23 protein-coding genes are annotated in these 23,953 nt (G+C 68.5%); 22 read left to right on the forward strand and 1 reads right to left on the reverse strand.

Features of this window, described 5'->3' with window-relative positions; all coding sequences use genetic code 11:
* Position 1: 1 nt before the first annotated feature.
* The 11 genes from DPQ23_RS07555 to DPQ23_RS07600 all read left to right on the forward strand — a co-directional run bounded on the left by DPQ23_RS07555 (position 2) and on the right by DPQ23_RS07600 (position 9,964).
* Positions 2 to 1,555 (forward strand): NADH-quinone oxidoreductase subunit M, encoded by a 1,554-nt coding sequence (locus DPQ23_RS07555; protein ID WP_112874085.1) that lies wholly within the window; start codon positions 2 to 4, stop codon positions 1,553 to 1,555.
* Between the two features lie 10 nt (positions 1,556 to 1,565).
* A complete protein-coding gene (nuoN, locus tag DPQ23_RS07560; RefSeq protein WP_112874086.1) occupies positions 1,566 to 3,074 on the forward strand; it encodes an NADH-quinone oxidoreductase subunit NuoN in 1,509 nt (502 codons plus the stop codon).
* A gap of 7 nt (positions 3,075 to 3,081) precedes the next feature.
* The gene (locus DPQ23_RS07565) at positions 3,082 to 3,846 is read left to right on the forward strand and encodes a biotin--[acetyl-CoA-carboxylase] ligase (protein ID WP_112874087.1); all 765 of its coding nucleotides are present in this window, start codon (positions 3,082 to 3,084) and stop codon (positions 3,844 to 3,846) included.
* A gap of 3 nt (positions 3,847 to 3,849) precedes the next feature.
* Positions 3,850 to 4,629 carry a type III pantothenate kinase gene (locus DPQ23_RS07570; RefSeq protein ID WP_112874088.1) on the forward strand — a complete coding sequence of 260 codons (780 nt, stop codon included), beginning with the start codon at positions 3,850 to 3,852 and terminating at the stop codon, positions 4,627 to 4,629.
* Positions 4,622 to 6,295 carry a ribonuclease J gene (locus DPQ23_RS07575; protein WP_112874089.1) on the forward strand — a complete coding sequence of 558 codons (1,674 nt, stop codon included), beginning with the start codon at positions 4,622 to 4,624 and terminating at the stop codon, positions 6,293 to 6,295. The genes DPQ23_RS07570 and DPQ23_RS07575 overlap by 8 nt, the downstream gene beginning before the upstream one ends.
* Before the next feature lie 1,095 nt (positions 6,296 to 7,390).
* A complete protein-coding gene (locus DPQ23_RS15390; protein ID WP_162630671.1) occupies positions 7,391 to 7,642 on the forward strand; it encodes a hypothetical protein in 252 nt (83 codons plus the stop codon).
* 245 nt (positions 7,643 to 7,887) lie between these two features.
* On the forward strand, positions 7,888 to 8,193 hold the full coding sequence (locus DPQ23_RS07580; RefSeq protein ID WP_420818570.1) for a hypothetical protein: 306 nt from the start codon (positions 7,888 to 7,890) through the stop codon (positions 8,191 to 8,193).
* A 242-nt stretch (positions 8,194 to 8,435) separates the two neighbouring features.
* A complete protein-coding gene (locus DPQ23_RS15395; RefSeq protein ID WP_162630672.1) occupies positions 8,436 to 8,645 on the forward strand; it encodes a hypothetical protein in 210 nt (69 codons plus the stop codon).
* Positions 8,646 to 8,671: 26 nt separating this feature from the next.
* Positions 8,672 to 8,869, forward strand: a complete 198-nt coding sequence (locus DPQ23_RS07590) for a hypothetical protein (RefSeq protein ID WP_112874091.1) — start codon at positions 8,672 to 8,674, stop codon at positions 8,867 to 8,869.
* On the forward strand, positions 8,866 to 9,339 hold the full coding sequence (locus tag DPQ23_RS07595) for a DUF427 domain-containing protein (protein WP_112874092.1): 474 nt from the start codon (positions 8,866 to 8,868) through the stop codon (positions 9,337 to 9,339). Before DPQ23_RS07590 ends, DPQ23_RS07595 begins: the two co-directional genes overlap by 4 nt.
* A 67-nt stretch (positions 9,340 to 9,406) precedes the next feature.
* Complete coding sequence (locus tag DPQ23_RS07600; protein WP_112874093.1) at positions 9,407 to 9,964, forward strand: CIA30 family protein; 558 nt, start codon at positions 9,407 to 9,409, stop codon at positions 9,962 to 9,964.
* Between the two features lie 178 nt (positions 9,965 to 10,142).
* On the opposite strand, the gene DPQ23_RS07605 is transcribed toward DPQ23_RS07600, so the two are convergent.
* Entirely contained in the window at positions 10,143 to 11,543 is a 1,401-nt protein-coding gene (locus DPQ23_RS07605) for a hypothetical protein (RefSeq protein ID WP_112874094.1), read from the reverse strand.
* A gap of 251 nt (positions 11,544 to 11,794) precedes the next feature.
* Between DPQ23_RS07605 and DPQ23_RS07610 the strand changes: the two genes are divergently transcribed.
* From DPQ23_RS07610 to DPQ23_RS07660, 11 genes are all read left to right on the forward strand, one after another.
* Positions 11,795 to 12,850 carry a C4-dicarboxylate TRAP transporter substrate-binding protein gene (locus DPQ23_RS07610; protein WP_240602557.1) on the forward strand — a complete coding sequence of 352 codons (1,056 nt, stop codon included), beginning with the start codon at positions 11,795 to 11,797 and terminating at the stop codon, positions 12,848 to 12,850.
* Between the two features lie 141 nt (positions 12,851 to 12,991).
* Positions 12,992 to 13,504: a TRAP transporter small permease gene (locus DPQ23_RS07615; RefSeq protein WP_162630673.1), complete on the forward strand. Its 513-nt coding sequence runs from the start codon at positions 12,992 to 12,994 to the stop codon at positions 13,502 to 13,504.
* 1 nt (position 13,505) lies between these two features.
* Entirely contained in the window at positions 13,506 to 14,843 is a 1,338-nt protein-coding gene (locus tag DPQ23_RS07620; RefSeq protein ID WP_112874096.1) for a TRAP transporter large permease, read from the forward strand.
* Positions 14,844 to 14,851: 8 nt separating this feature from the next.
* Entirely contained in the window at positions 14,852 to 15,652 is an 801-nt protein-coding gene (locus DPQ23_RS07625; RefSeq protein ID WP_112874097.1) for an IclR family transcriptional regulator, read from the forward strand.
* Between the two features lie 2 nt (positions 15,653 to 15,654).
* Complete coding sequence (locus DPQ23_RS07630) at positions 15,655 to 17,769, forward strand: 3-hydroxyacyl-CoA dehydrogenase NAD-binding domain-containing protein (RefSeq protein WP_112874098.1); 2,115 nt, start codon at positions 15,655 to 15,657, stop codon at positions 17,767 to 17,769.
* On the forward strand, positions 17,766 to 18,941 hold the full coding sequence (locus DPQ23_RS07635; RefSeq protein WP_112874099.1) for an acetyl-CoA C-acyltransferase: 1,176 nt from the start codon (positions 17,766 to 17,768) through the stop codon (positions 18,939 to 18,941). Before DPQ23_RS07630 ends, DPQ23_RS07635 begins: the two co-directional genes overlap by 4 nt.
* A 12-nt stretch (positions 18,942 to 18,953) precedes the next feature.
* Positions 18,954 to 20,150, forward strand: coding sequence for an acyl-CoA dehydrogenase family protein (locus DPQ23_RS07640; RefSeq protein WP_112874100.1), 1,197 nt, complete (start codon positions 18,954 to 18,956; stop codon positions 20,148 to 20,150).
* A 14-nt stretch (positions 20,151 to 20,164) separates the two neighbouring features.
* The gene (locus DPQ23_RS07645) at positions 20,165 to 21,163 is read left to right on the forward strand and encodes an acyl-CoA dehydrogenase family protein (protein WP_112874101.1); all 999 of its coding nucleotides are present in this window, start codon (positions 20,165 to 20,167) and stop codon (positions 21,161 to 21,163) included.
* On the forward strand, positions 21,160 to 21,594 hold the full coding sequence (locus tag DPQ23_RS07650; RefSeq protein ID WP_112874102.1) for a PaaI family thioesterase: 435 nt from the start codon (positions 21,160 to 21,162) through the stop codon (positions 21,592 to 21,594). The genes DPQ23_RS07645 and DPQ23_RS07650 overlap by 4 nt, the downstream gene beginning before the upstream one ends.
* The gene (locus DPQ23_RS07655) at positions 21,594 to 22,430 is read left to right on the forward strand and encodes an oxepin-CoA hydrolase, alternative type (RefSeq protein WP_112874103.1); all 837 of its coding nucleotides are present in this window, start codon (positions 21,594 to 21,596) and stop codon (positions 22,428 to 22,430) included. Before DPQ23_RS07650 ends, DPQ23_RS07655 begins: the two co-directional genes overlap by 1 nt.
* The coding region (locus DPQ23_RS07660; protein WP_162630674.1) for a class I adenylate-forming enzyme family protein at positions 22,427 to 23,953 on the forward strand (1,527 nt) is incomplete at its 3' end. The genes DPQ23_RS07655 and DPQ23_RS07660, both read left to right, overlap by 4 nt.

The following is a 23,953-nucleotide window of genomic DNA, read 5'->3' on the forward strand; positions in this document are numbered from 1 at the left end:
GATGACCACCTATCCGCTGCTCTCCATCATCACGTTCCTGCCGATCGTGGCGGCGCTGATCATGGCGCTGTTCCTGCGGGGCGAGGACGAGGCCGCCGCCCGCAACGCCAAGTGGCTGGCGCTGGTCGCCACCACCGCGACCTTTGCGATCTCGTGCGTGGTGCTGGCCGGGTTCGACCCGCAGAACACCGCGTTCCAGTTCGTCGAGGACCAGCCCTGGATCATGGGCCTGCGCTACAAGCTGGGGGTGGACGGGATCTCGATCCTGTTCGTGATGCTGACGACCTTCCTGATGCCGCTGGTGATCCTGTCCACATGGGACGTGACGTCCCGCGTCAAGGACTACATGATCGCCTTTCTGGTGCTGGAAGGGCTGATGATCGGCGTCTTCGTGGCGCTGGACCTGATGCTGTTCTATCTGTTCTTCGAGGCCGGGCTGATCCCGATGTTCCTGATCATCGGGATCTGGGGCGGCAAGGACCGCATCTATGCGGCGTTCAAGTTCTTCCTGTACACGTTCCTCGGCTCGGTCCTGATGCTGGTGGCGATGATCGCCATGTTCCGCATCGCGGGCACCACCGACATTCCGACGCTGCTGGCCTTCGACTTCCCGACCGATCCGGTGCGGGTGTTCGGCTGGACGTTGCTGGGCGGCACGCAGATGCTGCTGTTCCTGGCGTTCCTTGCGTCCTTTGCGGTCAAGCTGCCGATGTGGCCGGTCCACACCTGGCTGCCCGACGCGCACGTCCAGGCGCCGACCGCGGCGTCGGTCCTGCTGGCGGCGGTGCTGCTCAAGATGGGGGGCTATGGCTTCCTGCGCTTCAGCCTGCCGATGTTCCCCGAGGCGGCGGCCATCGCGCAGCCTGCGATGTTCTGGCTGTCGGCCATCGCCATCGTCTACACCAGCCTGGTCGCGCTGGCGCAGTCCGACATGAAGAAGCTGATCGCCTATTCGTCGGTCGCCCACATGGGCTATGTCACGCTGGGGATCTTTGCCGCGAACCAGCCCGGCGTTGACGGGGCGATCTTCCAGATGCTGTCGCACGGCTTCATCTCGGGGGCGCTGTTCCTGCTGGTGGGCGTGATCTATGACCGCATGCACACGCGCGAGATCGACGCCTATGGCGGGCTGGTCAACCGCATGCCGGTCTATGCGCTGGTGTTCCTGTTCTTCACCATGGCCAACGTCGGCCTGCCGGGCACCTCGGGGTTCGTGGGCGAGTTCCTGACGCTGCTGGGCACGTTCCGCGCGAACACCTGGGTCGCGGTCGTCGCCACCTCGGGCGTGATCCTGTCGGCGGGCTATGCGCTGTGGCTGTATCGCCGGGTGACGCTGGGCGATCTGGTCAAGTCCAGCCTTGCCGCGATCACCGACATGACGCCCCGCGAACGCTGGATCTTTGTCCCGCTGATCGCCATGACGATCCTGCTGGGCGTCTATCCGCGCGCCGTCACCGATGTCACCGGCCCGGCCGTCGCCGCGCTGCTGTACGATTACAACGCCAGCCTGCCCGCCGCGCCTGCCGACGCCGCGCAGCTTGCGGCCAGCCACTGAAGGGGCGCGCATGACTTCGCTCGATCTGATCACCATCCTGCCCGAGGCGGCGCTGGCCCTTTATGCCATCGTGGCGCTGCTGCTGGGTGCCTATCTGGGCAAGGACCGGCTGGCGCGGGCCATGCTGTGGCTCAGCGTGCTGGCCATGCTGGTTGCGGCATTCGCCGTGGGCTGGATGGACCGTCCCGATCACACCGCGTTCTTCGGCATGTTCATCGACGATGCCTTCGCGCGCTTTTCCAAGGTCGTGATCCTGGTGTCGGCCGCCGCCGTCCTGGCGATGAGCGTCGATTACCTGGACCGCACGCGCCTGCTGCGGTTCGAACTGCCGATCCTGGTCATTCTGGCGGTCATCGGCATGATGGTCATGGTGTCGGCGGGCGACCTGCTGACGCTGTACATGGGGCTCGAGTTGCAGTCCCTGGCGCTTTACGTCGTGGCCGCGCTGCGCCGCGACAGCACCCGCTCGTCCGAGGCCGGGCTGAAGTACTTCGTCCTCGGCTCGCTCAGCTCGGGGATGCTGCTGTATGGCGCCTCGCTGATCTACGGCTTTGCCGGCACCACGAACCTGGCCGGGGTGATGGCCGTGGTGGGGCAGGGCGCCCTGCCGGTCGGGCTGCTGTTCGGGCTGGTGTTCCTGCTGGTCGGCCTGGCCTTCAAGATTTCGGCCGTGCCCTTCCACATGTGGACGCCGGACGTCTACGAAGGCTCGCCCACCCCCGTCACCGCGTTCTTCGCCACCGCCCCCAAGGTTGCGGCCATGGCGCTGATCGCGCGGCTGATGTGGGGGGCCTTCGGCCATGTGCCGGACGACTGGACGCAGATCGTCGCGGCCATGGCGCTGATGTCGATGTTCCTGGGCTCGATCGCGGGCATCGGACAGCGCGACATCAAGCGCCTGATGGCCTATTCCTCGATCGCGCACATGGGCTTTGCGCTGGTGGGGCTGGCCGCAGGAACTGCCCTCGGGGTCCAGGCGATGCTGCTCTACATGGCGATCTATGCCGTGATGAATGTGGGCACATTCGCCTTCATCTTGTCCATGGAACGCGACGGCCGCCCGGTCACCGCGCTTGAGGATCTGCATCTGCTTGCCCGGTCCGAGCCGTTGAAGGCGCTGGCGATGATGATCCTGCTGTTCAGCCTGGCCGGGGTGCCGCCGATGCTGGGCTTTTTCGCAAAGTTCGGCGTGCTGACCGCAGCCGTGCAGGCGGGCCTGGGCTGGCTGGCCGCGCTGGGGGTCATCGCCTCGGTCATCGGGGCCTATTACTACCTGAAGATGGTCTACTTCATGTACTTCGGCGCGGACCGGGACGCCGCCGTCACCCTGAGGATGGCGCCGGCCCAGGGGGTGGCGCTTGTCGTCTCTGCCGGGATCATGGTGATCGGCGCCATCTCGATGCTGGGCGTGGATCGCGCCGCCGGTCGCGCGGCCGAGGCGCTGGTCGCCCCCGCCGCGGCGGCCACCCTGTCCGCCCCCGCCGCGCCGGTGGTCGTCGCCACGCCGCCCGCGGACTGAGGCGCGGTTGGCGGAACCCTGGCCCGACGGCGTTGCGCGCCATGTCCTGGCGCGCACCGACAGCACCAACGCCGAGGCGCTGCGCATGGCGGGGGCCCTCATCGGCCCGGCCTGGATCATGGCGCGCGCCCAGACCGCCGGGCGTGGCCGCCGCGGCCGCGCGTGGCAGATGCCGCCGGGCAATTTTGCCGCGACCCTGCTGATGCGGCCGCCGGGCGATCCGGCGCGCGCGGCGCTGCTCAGCTTTGTCGCGGCACTGGCGCTTTTCGACGCGCTGACGCTGGTCTGCGGGCCCGCGGCGCGGCTGGCGATCAAATGGCCCAATGACGTGCTGCTGAACGGCGGCAAGGTTGCGGGCATCCTGCTGGAAAGCACCGGATCGGCCGGGGGCATCGAGGCGCTGGCCGTCGGCATCGGCGTCAACCTGGCCGCGGCGCCGGACGCCGCGCTGCTGGAACCCGACGCCGTGCCGCCCGTGTCGGTGCTGGGCGAGACCGGCCATGCGGTCAGCCCGGACGAGCTCCTGGACCTGCTGGCGCCCTCGTTTGCCCGCTGGCAGGCGCAACTGGTGACCTGGGGCTTTGCGCCCCTGCGCACTGCCTGGACGGCGCGGGCCGCCCGGCTGGGGCAGACGATCACCGCGCGGACCGGCGCAACCAGCCAGACCGGCCGGTTCGAGGGGATCGACGAGGACGGCGCCCTGGTCCTGACCACGGCCGCAGGCCGGCAGGCGATCCCTGCCGGCGACATCCACTTCCCGACCGGGGGCTGACCCATGCTGCTGTGCATCGACACCGGCAACACCAACACCGTGTTCTCGATCTGGGACGGGACGCAGTTCCTGTGCACCTGGCGCATCTCGACCGACCATCGGCGCACAGCGGACGAATACTTCGTCTGGCTGCGGTCGCTGATGGGCCTGCACCGGCTCGACGTGGCGATCGACGCCTGCATCATCAGCTCGACCGTGCCGCGGGTCGTGTTCAACCTGCGCGTTCTGTGCAACCGCTATTTCGACACGCGCCCCCTTGTCGTGGGCCGGCCCGACTGCCGCTTGCCCGTGGCCCCGCGCGTCGATCCGGGGGCGGTGGTCGGCCCTGACCGGATCGTGAACACATGGGCGGCTTTCGTCCGCTATGGCCCCGACCTGACGGTCGTGGACTTCGGCACCGCGACGACATTCGACGTGGTGGACGTGGACGGGGCGTATGTGGGGGGCGTCATCGCGCCGGGGGTGAACCTGTCGCTCGAGGCGCTGCACATGGGCGCGGCCAGCCTGCCCCACGTCGACATCACCCGCCCGGCGCAGGTGATCGGCACGAATACGGTTGCATGTATCCAGTCCGGCGTGTTCTGGGGCTATGTCGGACTGGTCCGCGAGATTTGCGTGCGGATCGCTGCCGAGCGTGGCCGTTCCATGACCATCGTGGCAACCGGCGGGCTGGCGGCGCTGTTCGACCAGACCCAGGACCTGTTCCACAGCTGGGACGACGATTTGACGATGCACGGGCTGCGGCTCATCCACGATCACAACAGGGAGATGGGCAATGTCTGAACGCCTGATCTATCTGCCGCTGGGCGGCGCGGGCGAAATCGGCATGAACGCCTATGTCTACGGCTATGGACGGCCGGGCAAGGAACGCCTGATCCTGGTGGATCTGGGCGTGACCTTCGGCGACATGGACAGCGCGCCGGGCATCGACCTGATCATGCCCGACATGCGCTGGCTGGAGGCGAACCGCGACCGGCTGGAGGCGATCTTCATCACCCACGGTCACGAGGATCACGTGGGCGGCCTGGGGCATCTGTGGGGGCGGCTGAAGGCGCCGATCTACTGCCGCCGCTTCACCGGCGCGCTGGCGCGCATGAAGCTGGAGGAATACGGCCAGCCCGTCGACCGGCTGCGGATCGTCGAGCCGCGCCCCGCCGTGGTCGAGGCGGGGCCGTTCCGCGTCCAGTACGTGCCGGTCAGCCATTCCATCCCCGAAAGCGCCGCGCTGATCATCGACACACCGGCGGGGCGCATCGTCCATTCCGGCGACTTCAAGCTGGACGGCACCCCGGTCGTGGGCGAGGCCTTCGACCCGATCCTGTGGCACGACATCGCGGGCGAGGCGCCGATCAAGGTCCTGGCCTGCGATTCGACCAACGTGTTCAGCACCCATCCCGGCCGGTCCGAGGCGGTGCTGGCCAACCCGCTGCTGGACTTTGTCATGGCGCAAAAGCAGATGGTCGTGGCCACGACATTCGCCAGCAACATCGCCCGGCTGAAGACGCTGGCCGAGGCGGGCGTCGCGGCGGGCCGCCAAGTCTGCCTGCTGGGCCGCGCGATGCGCAAGATGGTCACCGCCGCGATCGAGACGGGCATCCTGACCAACTTCCCCAAGGTGATCGGCCCTGAAAAGGCCGCCGAGTTGCCGCGCGACAAGGTCCTGCTGATCGTCACCGGCAGCCAGGGCGAGCGCCGCGCCGCGTCCATGCAGCTGTCGATGGGCCGCTATCTGGGCCTGCAGCTGAAAGAGGGCGACAGCTTCCTGTTTTCCAGCCGCACGATCCCCGGCAACGAAACCCCGGTGATCCGCATCATGAACAACCTCAGCCGGCTGGGCGTGGACGTGTATGACGCCGACGACGGCATGTATCACGTCTCGGGCCATGCGAATCGCCCCGACCTCGAGGCGGTGCATGACCTGCTCAAGCCTCAGATGCTGATTCCGATGCACGGCGAGCACATGCACCTGCGCGAACACATGATGCTGGGCAAGTCCAAGGGCATGGCGTCGGCCGTGGTCACGAACGGCATGATGATGGACCTGACCGGTCCGGTCCCGCGGCAGGTCGACGAGATCCCGACAGGGCGGCTCTATCTCGACGGCAACACGCTGATCGGCTCGATGGACGGGGTGGTGCGCGACCGCATCCGCCTGGCACTGAACGGCCATGCGATCGTGTCCATCATCGTGGACGAGGATGACAACCCGCTGCCCGATGCCTGGGTCGAGACGATGGGCCTGCCCGCGCAGGGCCGCGCCGGCGTGCCGCTGGCCCGCCATGTGGAAAGCGAGCTGGCCGAGTTCCTGGACCGCGTCGATGCCAGGGTGGTCATGGACGACAAGCGGCTGGACGAGGCGATCCGCAAGATCACCCGTCAGGTCATGATGGAGGAAATCGGCAAGAAGCCCGAGGTGACGGTCATCGTCAGCCGGCTGGCCGCCGACTGACAGGGACCGGGCCGAGGCCCGAGACCGTTCACCGGACCGTCCGGCGCGGTGCCTGGCTTGTGTCAGGCGTCGATGGCGCAGGGGCCGCGCCTGGTCGTCACCCGCAGGAAGCGGCGGGTGTTTGCAGCCCTCCTCGCTGTATAGAGGCGCACGAAGACCTATCGCGTGGCGCGGTCGATGGCCCCGAACAGATACCGGTGGCGGTCCTTCTCGGCCCTCTGCGGCAGGTCGTTCACGTTGACAGGTCGGTGGCCGGGCGCGTGGGCCTTGAACGGCTTGTGCGCGGGCCGTGGCGCGACGGGACCCAGCGCACGCAGGCTGCCCAGGCCATGCCGCCGCGGGCGGCGGTCGAGCCCCGAGCGCGAGACGCTCGGGTTCAGGACCTCTCACATCACGGAACGAAGGTCGTCGAGCGGCAACCACAGGGTCTGGCCCAGCGACACCGCCACGGCGTCCTGTGCAGGCGAAGATCTCTGTGATCGTCCGGGACGGGGCACGCAAGGGCAGGGGGAGGACAAGGCCCATGGCAGGTCATCCCGGCCACTCCGAAAAGAACCTGACCATTTCGGCAACTAACCAAAGACCGTCATACAGGATATTCACGCTGTAGTTGACGAGTTTGCCGGTACCTACGCCTCTCCCATTGCAGCCAGAGAGAGCTTCCGGTCACATTTTCAAGGTTTTCGGCATTTGCCTCGGGCGAATGACCGGACGGAGTTCTTTTTAAAAGAGGATCGAGTCTTCACGATGTCTTCTTGTCCCCCTCGAAAGATTCCCGCTGATTTCGTGCCACACAGCCCCAGAGCAGGCTCTCACCTCACGACCGAGGAATGGAATCTGATCCTGAAGGCCCTGAGTGCGTATCAGCACAACGACACCTATCGGTCCCTGTACGACAAGCTGGCTCACAGACCGGATAACCTGCGCATCAATCTCTAGGCGGCGCGGGCCGCGATGTTCCTGTGGAAAGGCACGCGGCGGCGCTGCCAACCTTGCAGGGTCTCGTCGCATTTCGGCCGGCAAGTGCAGGGGGACACATTGGCGCAAAGAGCAGCCGTTGCGGAGGGCACAAGCTGGCCCGCATCGGAATAAGCCGTGCCCGTGTCGTCGAATTCATGGTCCGTAAAGAAGGCGGGCCCTTCTCTGTCGGCAAAGGTCAGCCTTTCGCGGATTGACAGCGGAGATCGCTTCCCCTATCGGCAACAGACCGATATTCGCTTGCCGAGCCTTGCTTGTCGCGCGATTGGCACCGCGCTTTGGACAGGCCTTCCTTTCAAGCTCGGCTACGACATGGACCGCGATGGCAAGTCGGGCAAGATGTCGGCCTGCAACCTCCGGGCGGCCTGAACGCGCGTCTGCCGTCCCTTGCCCGGGAATGGCTGAAGACCGCCCGGACGGCGCACGATCCGAACGAACGCGCCGGTGTGGCCGCCGCTCTTGTTCCGAAACGATTCACGAGTGCCTGACCCGCAGGCTCTCGATACTCCAGACAGGATACAGATTTGAGAACCGTCAAACACAACGACCTTGCCGATCGCCGCAGTGCCGCCGCCGATGCGAAGGCTGCGCGTCTTCGCGCGTACCGTGCCACGATGGACGCCGCCGAACCCACCCGCCTTGCTCGTCAGGAAGCGCGCGTGGCGACTGCCGCGGCCCGGGACGAGCGGCGCGAAGAACGGGATCGCCTGAAGTCCGAGGCGCAGGCACGCCAGCAGGAGCAGGAGCGCGTCGAGGCAGAGGCTGCCGCCTGGCAGGACGCCGCCGCCGTTGCCGCCAGGGCCGAAACCGAGGCGCGGGAAAAGGCCGACAGCCTGATCGCCCGTGTCATCACGGATGAAACCGCCCGGAAGGCCGACCGCGACCAGCGCTATGCCAACCGCAAGGCAAGGCAGCAGTAGCCGTCAGCTTGCGACTCGGCCCCCTGTGGCCAGTCATCAGCCCGTCGAACGCGCCAGGGCTGTCCCCACCACTCCCGCGATCGCCGCTTGCAGAAGGCGTGGGCTGCGCGGCGCAAATCGCATGAGGGATGCCTCTTGCGAACGTGGGGCGGTCGCCCGATGTCATGAACAGACCCGCACCCCCCTGTCTGCAAGACCCGGACCTGTTGCCGCCCATCCGCAGGCGCCCGTAAGGTCCGGGGATGACCGCATCCTTCGATACGCCGGGTCGGCGCGAACGACGCGACGATCCCGCGCTCAAGGACCGGACCGATGGTCGAGCCGCTCACGCCGCCGAAGGGTGCAGTGCTGACGCCGGGCACCGCGCCGCCGATGCTGCCGCCCATGGCGGCCCCGGCCGCGCCGAGGATGAGGGTTGCCATGGGATCGCCATGATGAAGGATGGGGCATGACACAGACAGCGAAAGGACAGGGCGTGATGAGGCCCACGCAAGGCGATCAGGTCCCCGCGAAGAGGGCGGTTCCACCCTTCCTGCCCATCGCCCCGCGCAAGGTTCGTTCGCCGGTGCCGGGGTTCCGCACCGATCGGGCGGCGCTCGACCGCGATGCGGCGTCCGGCACGATGGGCTGGCGCAGGGCCGCGGTGGCGCGCTTTGCGGCTGTGCTGGCCGCATGACCGACCTGCCGCGCGAGAACGTCCAGTCCTACCCCCGCCCGCCGGCGCTTGAGGCGGTGCCGCAGCGCATCACGATACGCCTGGGCGGCATCCTCGTGGCCGAGACGACGCGGGCCTTTCGGGTGCTGGAGACCCACCATGCGCCCACCTACTATCTGCCGCCTGCGGATATCAGCGCCACGCTGCAAGCCGCACCGGGCAGCAGCTTCTGCGAATGGAAGGGCACGGCCCGCTATCTCGACGTGAGTGCCGGAGCCATTTCCCGCCCGCGCGCCGCCTGGACCTATGACCGCCCCAGCGCGCGCTTTGCGCCGATCGCCGGCTACGTGGCGTTCTATGCCGGGCTGATGGACGAGGCCTGGGTCGGCGATCTGCGCGTGCTGCCGCAGCCGGGCGACTTCTACGGCGGCTGGATCACGCCCAATCTGGAGGGCCGGATCAAGGGCGCGCCCGGAACGCGGCACTGGTGAGGCGGCCGGAGACGTGCTCCTCTGACATGGCCCGGACACGGACGGGCGCAGATCAAGGGAGGTGTCGATGCGCGGTCTGGTCCTTCTCGCCCTGCTGGCCGCGCTGGTCCTTGCGGCGGCGCGGCCCGTGTCGGCCGACGAGGCGATGATCGAGGATTTCACCATGCAGCCCGAAACCCGGTGGCGGTTCTTCACGGATGCGGTGATGGGCGGCGTGTCGTCCGGACAGGTCGCCTTCGCGCAGGAGGACGGCCGGCCCCATGCGCGCATGACCGGCCGCGTCAGCACGGCCAACAGGGGCGGCTTCATCCAGATGCGGCTGGATCTGGCAAGCCCGCCGCCAGAGGGCACGACCGGGGTGCGGCTTGTCGTGCGCGGCAACGACCAGCGCTATTTCGTGCATCTGCGCACCGCGGGCACTGTCCTGCCCTGGCAATACTATCAGGCGGGCTTCGACGTGACGCGGTCCTGGAGCGAGGTGCGCCTGCCGCTGAATGCCTTCGTCGCGTCGGGCGCCCTGCTGCGCACCGTGCCCCGCCCAGGCAGCCTGAGGTCGGTGGCCGTCGTCGCGTTTGGCCGGGACCATGACGCAGAGATCGAGGTGCGCGAGGTGGGGTTCTACTGACCCGGCCGAGCCGCTGCGCCCGAAGGCGACCCATCGGAGGCCAGGCGTTGCCCGCGCCTGCGGTGCGAGCCCCGCTTGCCCCTTGTCGGCGGACACTGCGCGATACACTCGCCCGTTCCGTGATCCTTGTCGGGCAAGTATGGCTCTCCGCAGCAGCGGCCATCCCTCGAGTTGCGTTTCAAAGTATTCCCATCTGGGCCACGAGTGCCATTCCAACGGTCCACAGCACCAGGGACGACAGGCAGTACAGCCCGTTCCAGCCAAAGCCGACCACCATGGGCGGCTGTCGTACCAAGGCACCGGCATAAACCACGGTGGTCATCAGTGGCGTAAAGCCCATGACGCAACCCCAGGTCCCCGCAAGGCACAGGGCAGCCGCAGCGTCGGACAATCCCGGCGCGTCGAGTTCTGCCACCAGGCCGCCGATCACCGCTGCGGTGATGATGGGGTTTACCCCGACGGTCGCAAGCGCGAACAGCGACAGGTTGAGCAGGACGACCATCTGCCAGGGGGCACCGACATATCCCGCAACCAGCGCCTGCACGCGCTCGATCGGGATGAGTTCAACCGCAAGAACCGACAGCAGCCCGGCGGACGCAAAGACGCCGATCTCGGCCGCGGCGGCGGGAAAACGCCGGACTGTTCCGGTGATCGCACGCCGGATGGCGGCAGCGGAGCCGCCTGCGGCCCGGCGGCCGATCAGCGCCGCCCAGATCAGGCTGTAAGCCGGCACCGCGATCAGAAGCGCCTGCTGGAACCCCAGTGCGGACAGGGCATGCAAGGCCAGAACCAACCCGCCCAGCGATCCGACATGCACGATCAGCAGCGCAAGGCCCCCTCGGTCGGCCGGGTCGGGGACAGATCGCCTTCGGTGCGACGGGGGGATGCGCGGCGCACGGACCCAGTCCAGGAACCAGCCCCAGCACAGGAACATCCCGGCGGCCGCCAGTCCTGCTGGCGCGACATCGCCGTATGCAAGCCCCGGCATGGCCAGCAGCAGGGCATTGAGGCCAAGTCCAAGCGGGGACCACAGCGGAACCAGGGAAAACCCGCGCAGCACCGCGGTCGTCATCCGGCGCAGGCGCCATGTGCGCAGCGCGGGCGGCAGATGGCCGCTTGTCTCGTCCAGCGATCGGCGCGTCATGTCCAGAAGGATCGCCATCCCGCCCAGATTGATCAGCAGACCGAAGACATGGCCGCCCAGGCTCATCGCCAGATAGCGCCGGCTGGGGGGCTGGGCCGTCAGGTACCGGCCTGCCCGGACGACCTCGGGCGCCTCCGAGGCAACCACGCGCAGCGCCCCCAGAAGCGCCAGCAGCGCCGCCAGGAATGCCATTCGCTCCAGGCCACGGGAAAGCGTCGGCATGTCGATGCCGCGCAGCAGGGCCAGCGACAGCAGCGCCACGCACAGGCCAACGGTGATCCATGTGGCAACGGTGAACTGCCGCCAGGCAAGCACAAGATAGACCGTCAGCGCCGCACCGGCCGTCAGTCCAAGCACGATGGACGGGACGAAGATGCCGACGAGCGACACGGCAATGACAAGGACGATGCAGATCTGCGCCAGCAGCGTCCGCACGGAACGGGCCTGTGTGACCGGACCCTGCATTCAGGCGCGCCTCCCCTGGCAGGGCAGGTCTTCCCGCGCGTGATGAGCGTCACGACCGGGGCCGAGCGCCGCTGTCCTGAAGGGCTCCAACCCGGTGAACACAACCGTTTTCCTCTTTCCGCACCGTTCAGACGACCTTGGCAGGGCCCTCGAACGGGCGCAAGGTTGTTTCATTTAATGGAACTGTGTGCCATTATGCGGAACAGGAGAGGAGAATCACCATGCGTTTCTTGACTGCGAGCTGCGTGTCGCTGGGCATGTTCTGGATGGCCGCCGTTCCGGCTGCCGCCACGACGCTGATCTATGGCGAGGCTGGCCCCAACCGTGGCGTGCGCGCCGAAGCGACCCAGTGGTTCGTCGATCAGGTCGCCGCACAGACCAAGGGCGAGCTGGAGATCGACGTGAACTGGGGCGGGGCGCTGTTTTCCGAAAAGGCGGCAGTCGAGTCGATCCGCGACGGCGTGGCCGATATGGGCTCGGTCATCGGGGTCTATTTCCCGCAGGACATGATCGCCTATGGGCTGGCCGACCTGCCGATCCCGAACCCCGACCCTTGGGTGGGCATGAAGGCGACTGACAAGCTGATGCGCGAAAACGCGCAGATCAGGGAAAACCTCGCCAGCCAGAATCTGGTCTATATCGGCACCTACACCACCTCGGCCGTGCAGGTCGGATGCAAGGGCAAGACGATCAAGACCCTCGATGACGTCAAGGGGCTGAAGATCCGCGGCGTCGGTGCCTATGGCAAGGTGTTCCACGATCTGGGGGCAACGCCCGTCGACATGTCCGTGTACGAAGCCTACCAGGGGCTCGAAACCGGGCTGATCGACTGCACGCAGACCTATCCTTATCTGGTCGAGGCGCTGAAGTTCGACGAGGTCTTCGACAGCTATACGGCGCTCGACTTCGGCCAGATCGGCGCCCTGGGCATCATGATGAACAAGGACAGCTTCGACGCCCTGCCGCCCGAGCAGCAGCAGGCGCTGATGACCGCGGGCGAGGGCCTGGCGGACGAGTTCGGGCGCATCCTGACCGATGCCAACGCGCGTTCGGTCAAGATCCTTGAGGACAAGGGCACGCCTGTCCTGACGATCTCTGACGAGGATCGCGCGCGGCTGGCCGAGGCCGGAAAGAAATACATCGACGAATGGATCCAGCGGGCCGATGCCGCAGGTCTGGACGGCCAGGCTCTGGTTGACGAATACACCGCGCTGATCGCGCAATTCGCCAGGCAGCGCGACGAGCAGGGCTATCCCTGGGCGGCCAAGGCCAACTGAGGGCAGGTCCGATCCCCAGGACCTGACTCACGCGCGCCGGGCAGGCCGCATCCATTTGGACAGGCCTGCCCGGCATATCCTTCCCCGGTTTGCGCCCCCATGGGTTCGGACCGCAGCGCGATCAAACCCGGAGGTGCGGCCATGAAGGCCATCGAGCGCATCATGCTTGAGTTCGCTGTCGTCTCGACGCTGGCGCTGGCGCTGGCGATCACCGCCAACGTGGCCGGCCGCCAGCTTTTCGGCTGGAGCGTGCCCGACATCGTCATCATCGTTCGCGAACTGATGATCCCCACCATCCTCTTCCCGCTGGCGGCGGCGACGGCCAACCGCGCCCATATCGCCGTGACTTTCGTCACCGACCGCATGTCCCCGCGCGCACGCGGCCTGCTGATCATCATGGGCTGGTTCGTGGCGCTGCTGGCGATGATGCCGCTGATCTATGCCAGCTGGCGCAACCTGTCGGGCTCCTGGGCCTCGGGCGAGTTCTATGACGGGCTTCTGGGCATTCCGCGCTGGCCGATGAAGCTGGTGTTCCTGCTGGGCCTGATCACCATGGCCATCCGCCTGGTCCTGGTCGCGGCAGAGGACATCGCCGAACTGCGCCGGACCGGCACCGTCAGCGTCGCCAGCCACATCGAAGAGGAGTCTGTCTGAGATGGACGCATCCACCATCGGGCTTGTGGCCTTCGGGCTGGTCATCCTTCTTCTGGCTTTGCGCGTGCCGATCGCCTTTGTTCTGGCCGGCGTGGCGACGGTCGGCACCTTCCTGATCTATGCCTTCCGCAGCGGCAGCTTCGTGCCCGAGCGCGCCATCAACCCGACCTCGTCGATGGTCGTGAACAGCTTCTTCGAGCTGATCCATTCCTATGACCTGTCGATGATCCCGCTGTTCGTGGCGCTGGGCAACATCGCCTATCACACCGGCATCACCACCCGCATCTATGACGCGGCCAACGTCTGGCTGCGGGGCGTGCCGGGCGGGGTCAGCGTGGCCTCGCTGATGGGCTGCGCCGGGTTCTCGGCGATCTCGGGGTCGTCCATCGCCTGCGCCTCGACCATGGGCCGCATCTGCGTGCCCGAGATGCTGCGGCTGGGCTACAACCCGCGGCTGGCAACGGCGTCGGTCGCAGCCGGTGGCACGCTGGGGTCGCTGATCCCGCCGTCGGTTCTGTTCATCCTGTATGGCATCTTCACCGAGACCTCGATCAGCAAGCTGTTCCTGGCCGGCATCCTGCCGGGACTGCTGACGCTTCTGGGCTATGTCATCGTCGTGCTGTGGTGGGTATCGCGCGATCCGTCCGCCGCGCCGGTGGACCCGACGCCGCTGGTGCCCGGCGCGCGGCGCAAGGCGGCCCTGTCGGCCTGGCCGGCGCTGGTCCTGTTCGCGGTGATCATCGGCGGCATCTATGGCGGCATCTTTACCGCGACCGAGGCGGCGGCGGTCAGCGTCGTGCTGACCATCCTGATCGGCCTTGCCGAACGCTCGCTGACGCTGCGCTCGATGTGGATCGCCATCCGCGAGAGCCTGATCCAGACCTCGGCCATCTTCCTGATCGCCGCCTGCGCCAAGATCTTCGTGTCCTTCGTCGCGCTGACGGGGGCGGCGGGGATGGTGTCGCAATGGGTGGCCGAGGCGGGGCTGTCGCCGCTGATGCTGATGGTCGCCATCTCGGCGCTTTATCTCTTCCTGGGCATGTTCCTCGACCCGGTGGGCATCATCGTGCTGACGTTGCCCTTCGTGATCCCGATGGTGGACAGCATGGGCATGGACCTGATCTGGTTCGGCGTCATCGTGGTCAAGCTGCTGGAAATCGGGCTGATCACGCCGCCCGTGGGGCTGAACGTCTTCGTCATCGGCAACGTGACGGGACGCAACATCAGGGTGGACGACATCTTCGCCGGCGTGATGCGCTTTCTGGCCATGGACATCGTGGTGCTGGCGATCCTGATCCTGGTGCCGGCGATCTCGACCCTCATCCCGAACGGTTTGTGAGGCGAGAGATGAGCGACCTGAACGATCCCCGTTTCGCGACGACCCTGGCGCGGGGACTGTCGGTGCTGCGCGCCTTTCGCGTCACCGACGACGGCCTGAGCAATGCCGAGATCGCGCAACGCACCGGCCTGCCGAAATCGACCGTGTCGCGGCTGACCTTCACCCTGGGGCAGCTGGGCTATCTGGTCCAGTCCCCCCGCGACGACCGCTTCCGACCGGGGCCGACGCTGGTGGCGGTGGGCCATGTGGCGGCGACCTCGCTGTCCTTCCTGGTGCCGGCGCATGACCTGATGCAGCGGCTGGCCGAGGACACGGGGACGCTGGTGGTGCTGGCGGTGCGCGACGGGGACAAGATGGTCCTGATCCGCACCTGGCGGCCCACCCATGTGGCCTCGATCTGGCTCGAGGTCGGGCAGCGCATCTCGCTCCAGCCGTTCTCGTCCCCGCGCGCCTTCATCGCGGCCGCGACCGCCGACGAGATCGAACGGATCGTTGCCGAGCATTTGCCGGATCGCGACGTGCTGAACGAGCTTCTGGCGGACCGGCCACAGGCCCGCGCGGACATGGCCCTGCGGGGGTTCGTGTCCACCCCGGCGGGCAACAGGACGCCGGCCGCCTATAATGCCGTCTCGGTGCCCTTCCGCAGCGGAAACCTGGTCGAGCCGGTCGTCTTCACCTGCGGCGCCTTGCCCTCGGAAGTGTCCGTCGACCGCATGGAGACCGAGGTCGGACCCAAGCTGACCGCCGCGGTTCGCACCCTGGAACGATTGACCGGACAGGCCCCCGGCCTGATCCGCATGGAGGCATGACCATGAGTGAACGCACGCCCGTCAGCTATCTGCGCGAAGGCGCGGTGGCCTTCATCGAGATCGACAACCCGCCGGTCAACGCCCTGTCCGCCGCCGTGCGGCAGGGGCTGGCCGACGCCGTGGCCCGCCTGGCCGACGATCCCGACGCGCGGATCGCGGTGCTGTTCTGCGCCGGCCGCACCTTCATCGCCGGGGCCGACATTTCCGAGTTCGGCAAGCCGCCGGTGCCGCCCTTCCTGCCCGACGTGATCGCCATGATCGAGGCATCCGAAAAGCCCGTGGTCGCGGCGCTGCACGGCACGGTCCTGGGCGGCGGGCTGGAGGTCGCCCTGGGCGCCCATCACAGGGTCGCCCTGCCTGGGACCCGGATGGGCTTGCCCGAAGTGACCCTGGGACTGCTGCCGGGGGCAGGGGGCACCCAGCGGCTGCCGCGCGCCATCGGGCTTGAGGCGGCGATCGACCTGATCACCTCGGGTCGTCAGATCGGCGCCGAGGAGGCCTTGACGCTCGGGCTGATCGACGCGCTGGCGAAAGACACCGACGCCCGCGCGGCCGGGGACGCCGCGGCGCGGCGCCTGCTGGCCGAAGGGCGCGGACCCCGCCGCCTGTCCGAGGCCGATGCGCCGACGGTCCCGTCGGCCGGGGTCGAGGCGCTGCGCTCGACGCTGGCGCGGTCCGCCCGCGGGCAGGTCGCGCCGCTGCGCGCGCTGGACACCATCGTCGAAGGTCTTGCCATGCCCTTTGCCGAAGGGATGGCGCATGAGCGGCGTGCCTTCATGGACCTGATGCAGACGCCCGAACGGGCCGGGCTGGTCCACGCCTTCTTTGCCGAACGCCGCGCCGCCCAGCAGGACGATCTGACGGGCGTCAGCCCCCGCAGGGTGGATCGCATCGGCATCATCGGCGGCGGCACGATGGGGCAGGGCATCGCAGCCGCCGCCCTGACGGCGGGCCTGGACGTGACACTGGTCGAACGCGACGATGCGGCGGCCGACAAGGCGGCCGCAGGCATCGGCAGGATGCTGGAGGGCGCGGTCAAGCGCGGCAAGCTGGCTGCGGACGCGCGCGAGCGGATGCTGGGGCAATCCTTCCGCGCCGTCGCGTCCTACGACACGCTGGCCGACGCCGACCTGGTGATCGAGGCGGTGTTCGAGAATCTCGAAGCCAAGCAGGAGGTGTTCCGCACCCTTGGCCGCGTCTGCCGGCCCGGCGCGGTGCTGGCGACGAACACGTCCTATCTGGACGTGAACCTGATCGCCGAGGCGAGCGGGCGGCCGCAGGACGTGATCGGGCTGCATTTCTTCTCGCCGGCGAATGTCATGCGGCTGCTGGAAATCGTCGTGGCGGACCGGACCGCGCCCGATGTCGTGGCGACCGCCTTTGCGCTCGCCCGGCGGATGAACAAGATCGGCGTGCGCTCGGGCGTCTGCGACGGGTTCATCGGCAACCGGATGATGCTGGCCTATCGCACGGCCGCCGACCACATGGTGCTGGACGGCGCCTCGCCGTATGAGATCGACCAGGCGATCGTCGCCCTGGGGTTCCCGATGGGCCCCTATCAGGTGGGCGACCTGGCCGGGCTGGACATCGGCCACGCCACCCGCCAGCGCAAGGCGCCCACCCGCGAGCCGCGCGAACGGGTCCCGGTCTTCGCCGACCGCCTGGTCGAGGCCGGGCGCCTCGGCCGCAAGACGGGGCGGGGCTATTACATCTATGACGACCAGACCCCGCAGGGCCGCCCGGACCCCGAGATGGCCGGGGCACTGGACGGCCTCCGCAGCGAACTGGGGATTGCGCCGCGCCGCTTCGCGCCTGAGGACATCCAGGCCCGTTACATGGCGGCGATGGTCAACGAGGGGGCGAAGATCCTCGACGAGGGCATCGCCGCGCGCGCGTCCGACATCGATGTCGTGCTGCTGCACGGCTATGGCTTTCCCCGGTGGAAGGGCGGGCCGATGCATTGGGCCGACGCGCAGGGGCTGGATCGCATCGCGGCCGACATCGCCCGCTTTGCCCAGGACGACCCGTATTTCTGGCAGGTTTCGCCCCTGTTGGCCCGCCTTGCGGCCAAGGGCGGGACGCTGGCCGACGTGAACACCGGAAAGGATGCGACATGAAGGACGCCGTTATCGTTTCGACCGCCCGCACGGGCATCGGCAAGGCCGGCCGGGGCAGCCTGAACCTGACCCACGGTGCGACCATGGGGGGGCGTGTTGCGGCCGTCGCCGTCGAACGCGCGGGCATCGACCCAGGCCTGATCGAGGACAGCCTCTGGGGCTGCGGCTATCCCGAATATGTCACCGGCGGAAACATCGCCCGGCAGATCGTCGTGCGCGCGGGCTTGCCCGTCAGCGTGGCGGGCACGACGGTCAACCGCTTCTGTGCCTCGGGCCTTCAGGCGCTGGCGATGGGGGCGCACATGGTCCAGCTGGAAGGCGCGCGGGCCGTGCTGACGGGGGGCCTGGAATCGATCAGCCTGGTCCAGCCCCCGCCCCGGCATTCGCGCGAGGCCTGGATCGAGGAGCACAAGCCCGACCTTTACCTGCCGATGATCGACACCGCCGACAACGTGGCCGCCCGTTATGGCGTCAGCCGCGAGGCGCAGGACGAATATGCCCTGCGCTCGCAGCAGCGCATCGCCATTGCCCAGCAGGCGGGGCTGTTCGCCGACGAGATCATCCCGATCGAGGTCACGCGGGCGGTGATCGAGAAGGCGACCGGCGAGGTCAGGCACGAGGATGTCACCTTCGACCAGGACGAATGCAACCGGCCGTCCACCACGCTGGAGGGGCTGGCCTCGCTAAAGCCGGTCAAGGGCGAGGACAGGTTCGTCACCGCCGGCAACGCCTCGCAGCTGTCCGACGGCGCGGCGGCCCTGGTCGTCATGGAGGGCGAGCTTGCCGCGCGCGAGGGCGTGACGCCGCTGGGCGCCTTCCGCGGCTTTGCCATCGCCGGATGCGAGCCCGACGAGATGGGCATCGGCCCGGTCTTCGCCGTGCCGCGCCTTCTGGAACGGGCGGGCCTGTCGGTCGAGGACATCGACCTGTGGGAGCTGAACGAGGCCTTCGCCAGCCAGGCGCTGTATTGCCGCGACCGGCTGGGCATCGACCCCGACAGGTTCAACGTCAACGGCGGCTCGATCGCCATCGGCCATCCCTTCGGCATGACCGGCGCGCGGACGGCGGGCCACATCCTGCTGGAAGGCCGCAGGCGCGGCGCGAAATGGGGCGTCGTCACCATGTGCATCGGCGGCGGCCAAGGCGCCGCCGGCCTGATCGAGATCTTCTGAAGGGAACGCACCATGGACATGAGCTTTTCGCCCGATGACGAGGCCTTCCGCGCCGAAGTCCGCCAGTTCCTCAGGGACCGCCTGCCTGCCCGCCTGTCCGAAAAGGTCCGGCTTCACCAGGAACTGACAAAGGCCGAGATTGAGGAATGGCATGCCGTCCTGAACGAAAGGGGATGGCTGGCCGGCAACTGGCCGCGCGCGTTCGGCGGCGCGGGCTGGACCGCGATCCAGCGCCATATCTTCGAGGAAGAGAGCGCGCTGGCGCACGCGCCGCGCATCCTGCCCTTCGGCATCGCCATGCTGGGGCCCGTGTTGCAGACCTTCGGCAGCAAGGAACAGCAGGAGAAGTTCCTGCCCCGCATCCTGAACGGCCAGGACTGGTGGTGCCAGGGCTATTCCGAACCGGGCGCGGGGTCGGACCTCGCCTCGGTCAAGACGACGGCGGTGCGGCAGGGCGATCATTACGTCGTCAACGGGCAGAAGACCTGGACGACGCTGGGCCAGCACGCGAACTGGATCTTCTGCCTGGTGCGGACCGATCCCGCCGCCAAGGCGCAGGAAGGGATCAGCTTTCTGCTGATCGACATGACCAGCCCCGGCATTACCGTGCGGCCCATCGTCCTGCTGGACGGCAGCCCCGAGGTGAACGAGGTCTTCTTCGACGACGTGCGGGTGCCCGCCGAAAACCTGGTCGGCGAGGAGAACAAGGGCTGGACCTATGCCAAGTACCTGCTGACGCATGAACGCACCAACATCGCGGGCGTGGGCTTTGCCACCGCAGGCCTTGCGGCGCTGAAGCGGATCGCCCGCGGACAGGTCGCCAACGGCCGGCCGCTGAGCGAGAACCCTCTGTTTGCCGCCCAGGTGGCGCGGGTGGAAATCGACCTGATGGCCATGTCCACGACCAACCTGCGGATGCTGGCGCAGGCCGCGGCAGGGCAGGTTCCGGGCGCCGAAAGCTCGATGCTGAAGCTGAAGGGCACCCAGATCCGGCAGGCGATCAACGACCTGACCCGGCGCGCGGTCGGTCCCTGGGCGCTGGCCTTCCCGTCCGAGGCGCTGGAGGGGGCCAACGACGCCCTGCCGCCCGGCCCGCCCGAGGCAGCCGGCGCCACGCGCGCCTATCTGAACAACCGCAAGCTGTCGATCTATGGCGGCTCGAACGAAATCCAGCGGGGGATCATCGCGAAATCCCTGCTGGGCCTCTGAGAGGAGATCGCGCCATGGATTTCGGCTTTACCGAGGAACAGACGATGCTGGGCGAAAGCCTGGCCCGCACGCTGCAGCGCGGCCCTGACCCGGTCGCCCTGTTCGATCTGGGCGCAGGGGCCGCCCTGATGACCGAAGAGGCCGGCGGCTTCGGCGGCACCGGGGCGGACATCCTGATGGTGTTCCGCACCTTGGGCCGGGCGGCGGCTGTCACGCCGCTGCTGGACAGCGTGGTTCTGGGCGCGGGCATCCTTGCCGCCGCGGGCGAGGCCGACCTGGCCGAAGCCGCGACCAGCGGCGAGGCACGGGTCGCGGTTGCGCTGGACGAACCGGGCCAGCGCTATGACGGCGTCGTCAGGACCAGCGCCGCCGGGGGCAGGCTGACCGGCGAGAAGTCGGTCGTGACAGGGGCCGAAGGCGCGACGCACCTGATCGTGCTTGCGGTGGACGGCCTGTATCTGGTCGAGGCACCGGCCGAGGGTATGTCCATGCGGGGCTATGCCCTGATGGATGGTGGCCGCGCGGCCGAGGTCACGCTGGCGGATGTGCCCGCCCGCCGGATCGGCGATGCCTCGCTGCTGGATCGGCCGCTTGCCGCCGCGATCCTTGCCGTCTGCGCCGATGCGCTGGGGGTGATGGAGAAGGCGGTCGAGCTGACCACGGACTATCTCAGGACGCGCAAGCAGTTCGGCCGTCCGATCGGGTCGTTCCAGGCGATCCAGCACCGCATGGCCGACCTGCTGACCGAGGTCGAGCAGGCGCGTTCGGCCGTCTGGAACCTGGCCGGGCATCTGGACACCGCCGACCGCGACCGTCATGTGGCCGCCACGAAATCCCTTGTCGGCCGGGTCGGGCGGCAGGTGGCCGAGGAAACAATCCAGCTGCACGGCGGGATCGGCATGACCGAGGAATACGAGCTTGCGCCGCTGGCCCGCCGCCTGCTGGCGGCCGACGCCCGCTTTGGCGACAGCGATCATCACCTGGAACGCTTCATTGCGGTCAACGCCGCATGAGCGACGCAAAGGGGATCATCGTGGCCGAGACCGGCGCGCAGCGCCTGATCGGCTATACGCTGGACGTGGGCCAGCCCGACCGCCGGGCGCGGTGCCGGCTTGAGGTGGACGACCGGCACACCAACCGCCATGGCGTGCTGCATGGCGGCATCGCCGCGATGCTGCTGGACAATGCCTGCGGGGCGACGGCCAGCCTGACGCTGGACGCCAGCGGCAGGCGGCCGTTCCTGACGGTCTCGCTGAACACCGACTTCGTGGGCGCCGGTCGCCACGGGGGCATCACCGCCACGGGGCGCGTGGTCGGCGGCGGCCGCAGCCTGCTGTTCGTGGCGGCCGAGCTGGTCCACGACGACGGCACGCTGATCGCGACGGCGACCGGGGTCTTCAAGCGCGTGTCCGGCGGGGCCACCGGCCGGACGGAGGACGCCTGATGACCGTCGCACAGGCCGAAGCCCGGATCGAGGATCACGGCGATCACCTGCGGGTGACGCTGTCGAACCCCGGACGGCGCAATGCGCTGGCGCCCTCCATGTATGCGGCCCTGCGGGGCGCATTGGCGCGGGCGGCCGCCGACGACGCCCTGGGTGCGGTCGTGCTGACCGGCGCGGACGGCTATTTCTGCTCCGGGGGCGACCTGAATGCCCTGGCCACCCGTGCCGGGATGGGGCGGGACGAGCGCCGCGCCGTGATCGAGGATCTGCACGCCACGATCAGGGCCATTCGCGCCTGCCCGCGCCCCGTCATCGCCGCCGTCGAGGGCGCCGCCGCCGGGGCCGGGCTGTCGATCGCGCTGGCCTGCGACGTGCTGGTCGCGGCCGAGGATGCGGCCTTCGCGGCGGCCTATGTCCGCGTCGGACTGGTGCCGGATGGCGGGCTGACGGCCTTGCTGGCGCGCAGGGTGCCCGAAACCCTTGCGGCACGCATGTGTCTGACGGGCGATCCCGTCGCGGCGCCCGTCCTGGCAGGCCTGGGGGTGGTGACGGATCTGGCCGCGCCGGGTCAGGCCATCGCGCGCGCCACTGAACTGGCCGCGCGTTTCGCGCAAGGTCCTGCCGCCGCGCAGGCCGCGATCAAGCGCCTGCTGGCGGAGGCGCGCGAGGGCCGCTTCGACGACCAACTCGACCGCGAAGGCGATGCCATGGCCGACGCCCTGGCGGGGGCAGAGGCCGCGGCGGGCCTGCGCGCGCGCTTGAACCGTGCCGCCCCGGACTTCGGGCGCCGCAGGCCGCCCCTGCAGGAACGGACCGGGAAAGAGGCTGACCAATGACGATGACACGCATTCATCATCCGCTTGACGCCCAACGCGGCGTGCGCCCCCATGCACCCGCGTTGCGGGACCACGACGGGCAGCGGATCACCTTCGCGGAACTGGGCGGCATCGTCGAGGACCTGGCGGCCGACCTGGCGGCCCGCGGCCTGAAGGCGGGCGACCGGCTGCTGATCCTGGCGGAAAACTGCGCCGCGCTGATCGGGATGATCATGGCCGCCTCGCGGCTGGACGCGATCGCCGTTCCCGTCAACGCCCGGATGACCGAACATGAACTGCATCGCATCGCCGGGCACGCCGACCCGCGGCTGACGGTCTATCTGACCAATGTGTCGCCGCAGGCGCGCACCCATGCCGACATCGCCGAGGCCGGCCCCTGGGACACCGCGCTCGGCAGGCTGGCGATCGCGGGGCCTTTCGCCTCGCCGGTGCCCGAGCGGCTGTCGCCCGATGCAGGGCAGGCGGCGCTGATCCTTTACACCACCGGGTCCACGGGCACCCCCAAGGGGGTGATGCTCAGCCATGCCAATCTGCTGTTTGGCGGGCAGACATCGGCCCGGATGCGCGGGATGACGCCCGAGGACCTGATCCTGGGCGTGCTGCCGATGACCCATGTGTTCGGCCTCACCTCGATGATGATCGCGGGCATGGTGGCGGGGGCAGAGCTGTGGCTGTTCCCCCGGTTCACGCCCGCCGCCGTGGTGGACGCGTTGCAGGCAGGCGTCAGCGTCCTGCCCGCCGTGCCGCAGATGCACGCGCTCATCATGGAGGAGGCCGCGGCGCGCGGCATCGCTCGCCTGCCGGCCGGCCGGCTGCGCTATGTGTCCTCGGGCGCGGCGCCCCTTGACCCCGACTGGAAGCGCCGGGCCGAGGCCTTCTACGGCGTCGCGCTGCAGAACGGATACGGCCTGACCGAGACGACGGCGGGCGCCACCCTGACCACCAACCCGCCGGGCGTGCCGGATGTCAGCGTCGGTCCGGCCCTTCCGGGGGTCGAGCTGCGGCTGCGCCATGCGGGGCCGGACGGCGTGGGCGAAATCCAGACGCGCGGCCCTCATGTGATGCTGGGCTATTTCCGCAATCCCGAGGCCACGGCCGCCGCATTCGACGACGAAGGCTTCCTGTGCACCGGCGACCTGGGCCGCATCGACGCGGCGGGCAACCTGCATATCGCCGGGCGCGCGCGCGAACTGATCATCCGCGGCGGGTTCAACGTCTATCCCCCCGAGGTCGAGGCCGCGCTGAACGATCATCCCCGCGTGATCCAGAGCGCCGTGATCGGCCGAAAGACCGAAGGCGGCAACGAGGAAGTGCTGGCCTTCTGCCAGACGGATGATCCCGCCCTGGTGAGCGAACGCGACCTGCGCGAGCATGTGGCCGAGCGGCTGTCGCCCTACAAGCGACCCTCACGCATCATCGTGACCACCGCCCTGCCGACCTCGCCGAACGGCAAGATTCTCAAGCAGAATCTGGTCGAAACCTTCCGCGATGCCCTTGATGACCTTGATGCCAAGGAGGCCCGC

Origin of the sequence: Paracoccus endophyticus, assembly GCF_003286075.1 — a bacterium.
In the GTDB taxonomy this organism is placed as follows: domain Bacteria; phylum Pseudomonadota; class Alphaproteobacteria; order Rhodobacterales; family Rhodobacteraceae; genus Paracoccus; species Paracoccus endophyticus.

Excerpts from the sequence above, each read along its gene's own strand:
- DPQ23_RS07555 (WP_112874085.1), top strand. The coding sequence starts at position 2 with ATGACCACCTATCCGCTGCTCTCCATCATCACGTTCCTGCCGATCGTG.
- nuoN (WP_112874086.1), top strand. The coding sequence starts at position 1,566 with ATGACTTCGCTCGATCTGATCACCATCCTGCCCGAGGCGGCGCTGGCC.
- DPQ23_RS07570 (WP_112874088.1), top strand. The coding sequence starts at position 3,850 with ATGCTGCTGTGCATCGACACCGGCAACACCAACACCGTGTTCTCGATC.
- DPQ23_RS07575 (WP_112874089.1), top strand. The coding sequence starts at position 4,622 with ATGTCTGAACGCCTGATCTATCTGCCGCTGGGCGGCGCGGGCGAAATC.
- DPQ23_RS07580 (WP_420818570.1), top strand. The coding sequence starts at position 7,888 with ATGGACGCCGCCGAACCCACCCGCCTTGCTCGTCAGGAAGCGCGCGTG.
- DPQ23_RS15395 (WP_162630672.1), top strand. The coding sequence starts at position 8,436 with ATGACCGCATCCTTCGATACGCCGGGTCGGCGCGAACGACGCGACGAT.
- DPQ23_RS07590 (WP_112874091.1), top strand. The coding sequence starts at position 8,672 with ATGAGGCCCACGCAAGGCGATCAGGTCCCCGCGAAGAGGGCGGTTCCA.
- DPQ23_RS07595 (WP_112874092.1), top strand. The coding sequence starts at position 8,866 with ATGACCGACCTGCCGCGCGAGAACGTCCAGTCCTACCCCCGCCCGCCG.
- DPQ23_RS07600 (WP_112874093.1), top strand. The coding sequence starts at position 9,407 with ATGCGCGGTCTGGTCCTTCTCGCCCTGCTGGCCGCGCTGGTCCTTGCG.
- DPQ23_RS07610 (WP_240602557.1), top strand. The coding sequence starts at position 11,795 with ATGCGTTTCTTGACTGCGAGCTGCGTGTCGCTGGGCATGTTCTGGATG.
- DPQ23_RS07615 (WP_162630673.1), top strand. The coding sequence starts at position 12,992 with ATGAAGGCCATCGAGCGCATCATGCTTGAGTTCGCTGTCGTCTCGACG.
- DPQ23_RS07620 (WP_112874096.1), top strand. The coding sequence starts at position 13,506 with ATGGACGCATCCACCATCGGGCTTGTGGCCTTCGGGCTGGTCATCCTT.
- DPQ23_RS07625 (WP_112874097.1), top strand. The coding sequence starts at position 14,852 with ATGAGCGACCTGAACGATCCCCGTTTCGCGACGACCCTGGCGCGGGGA.
- DPQ23_RS07630 (WP_112874098.1), top strand. The coding sequence starts at position 15,655 with ATGAGTGAACGCACGCCCGTCAGCTATCTGCGCGAAGGCGCGGTGGCC.
- DPQ23_RS07635 (WP_112874099.1), top strand. The coding sequence starts at position 17,766 with ATGAAGGACGCCGTTATCGTTTCGACCGCCCGCACGGGCATCGGCAAG.
- DPQ23_RS07640 (WP_112874100.1), top strand. The coding sequence starts at position 18,954 with ATGGACATGAGCTTTTCGCCCGATGACGAGGCCTTCCGCGCCGAAGTC.
- DPQ23_RS07645 (WP_112874101.1), top strand. The coding sequence starts at position 20,165 with ATGGATTTCGGCTTTACCGAGGAACAGACGATGCTGGGCGAAAGCCTG.
- DPQ23_RS07650 (WP_112874102.1), top strand. The coding sequence starts at position 21,160 with ATGAGCGACGCAAAGGGGATCATCGTGGCCGAGACCGGCGCGCAGCGC.
- DPQ23_RS07655 (WP_112874103.1), top strand. The coding sequence starts at position 21,594 with ATGACCGTCGCACAGGCCGAAGCCCGGATCGAGGATCACGGCGATCAC.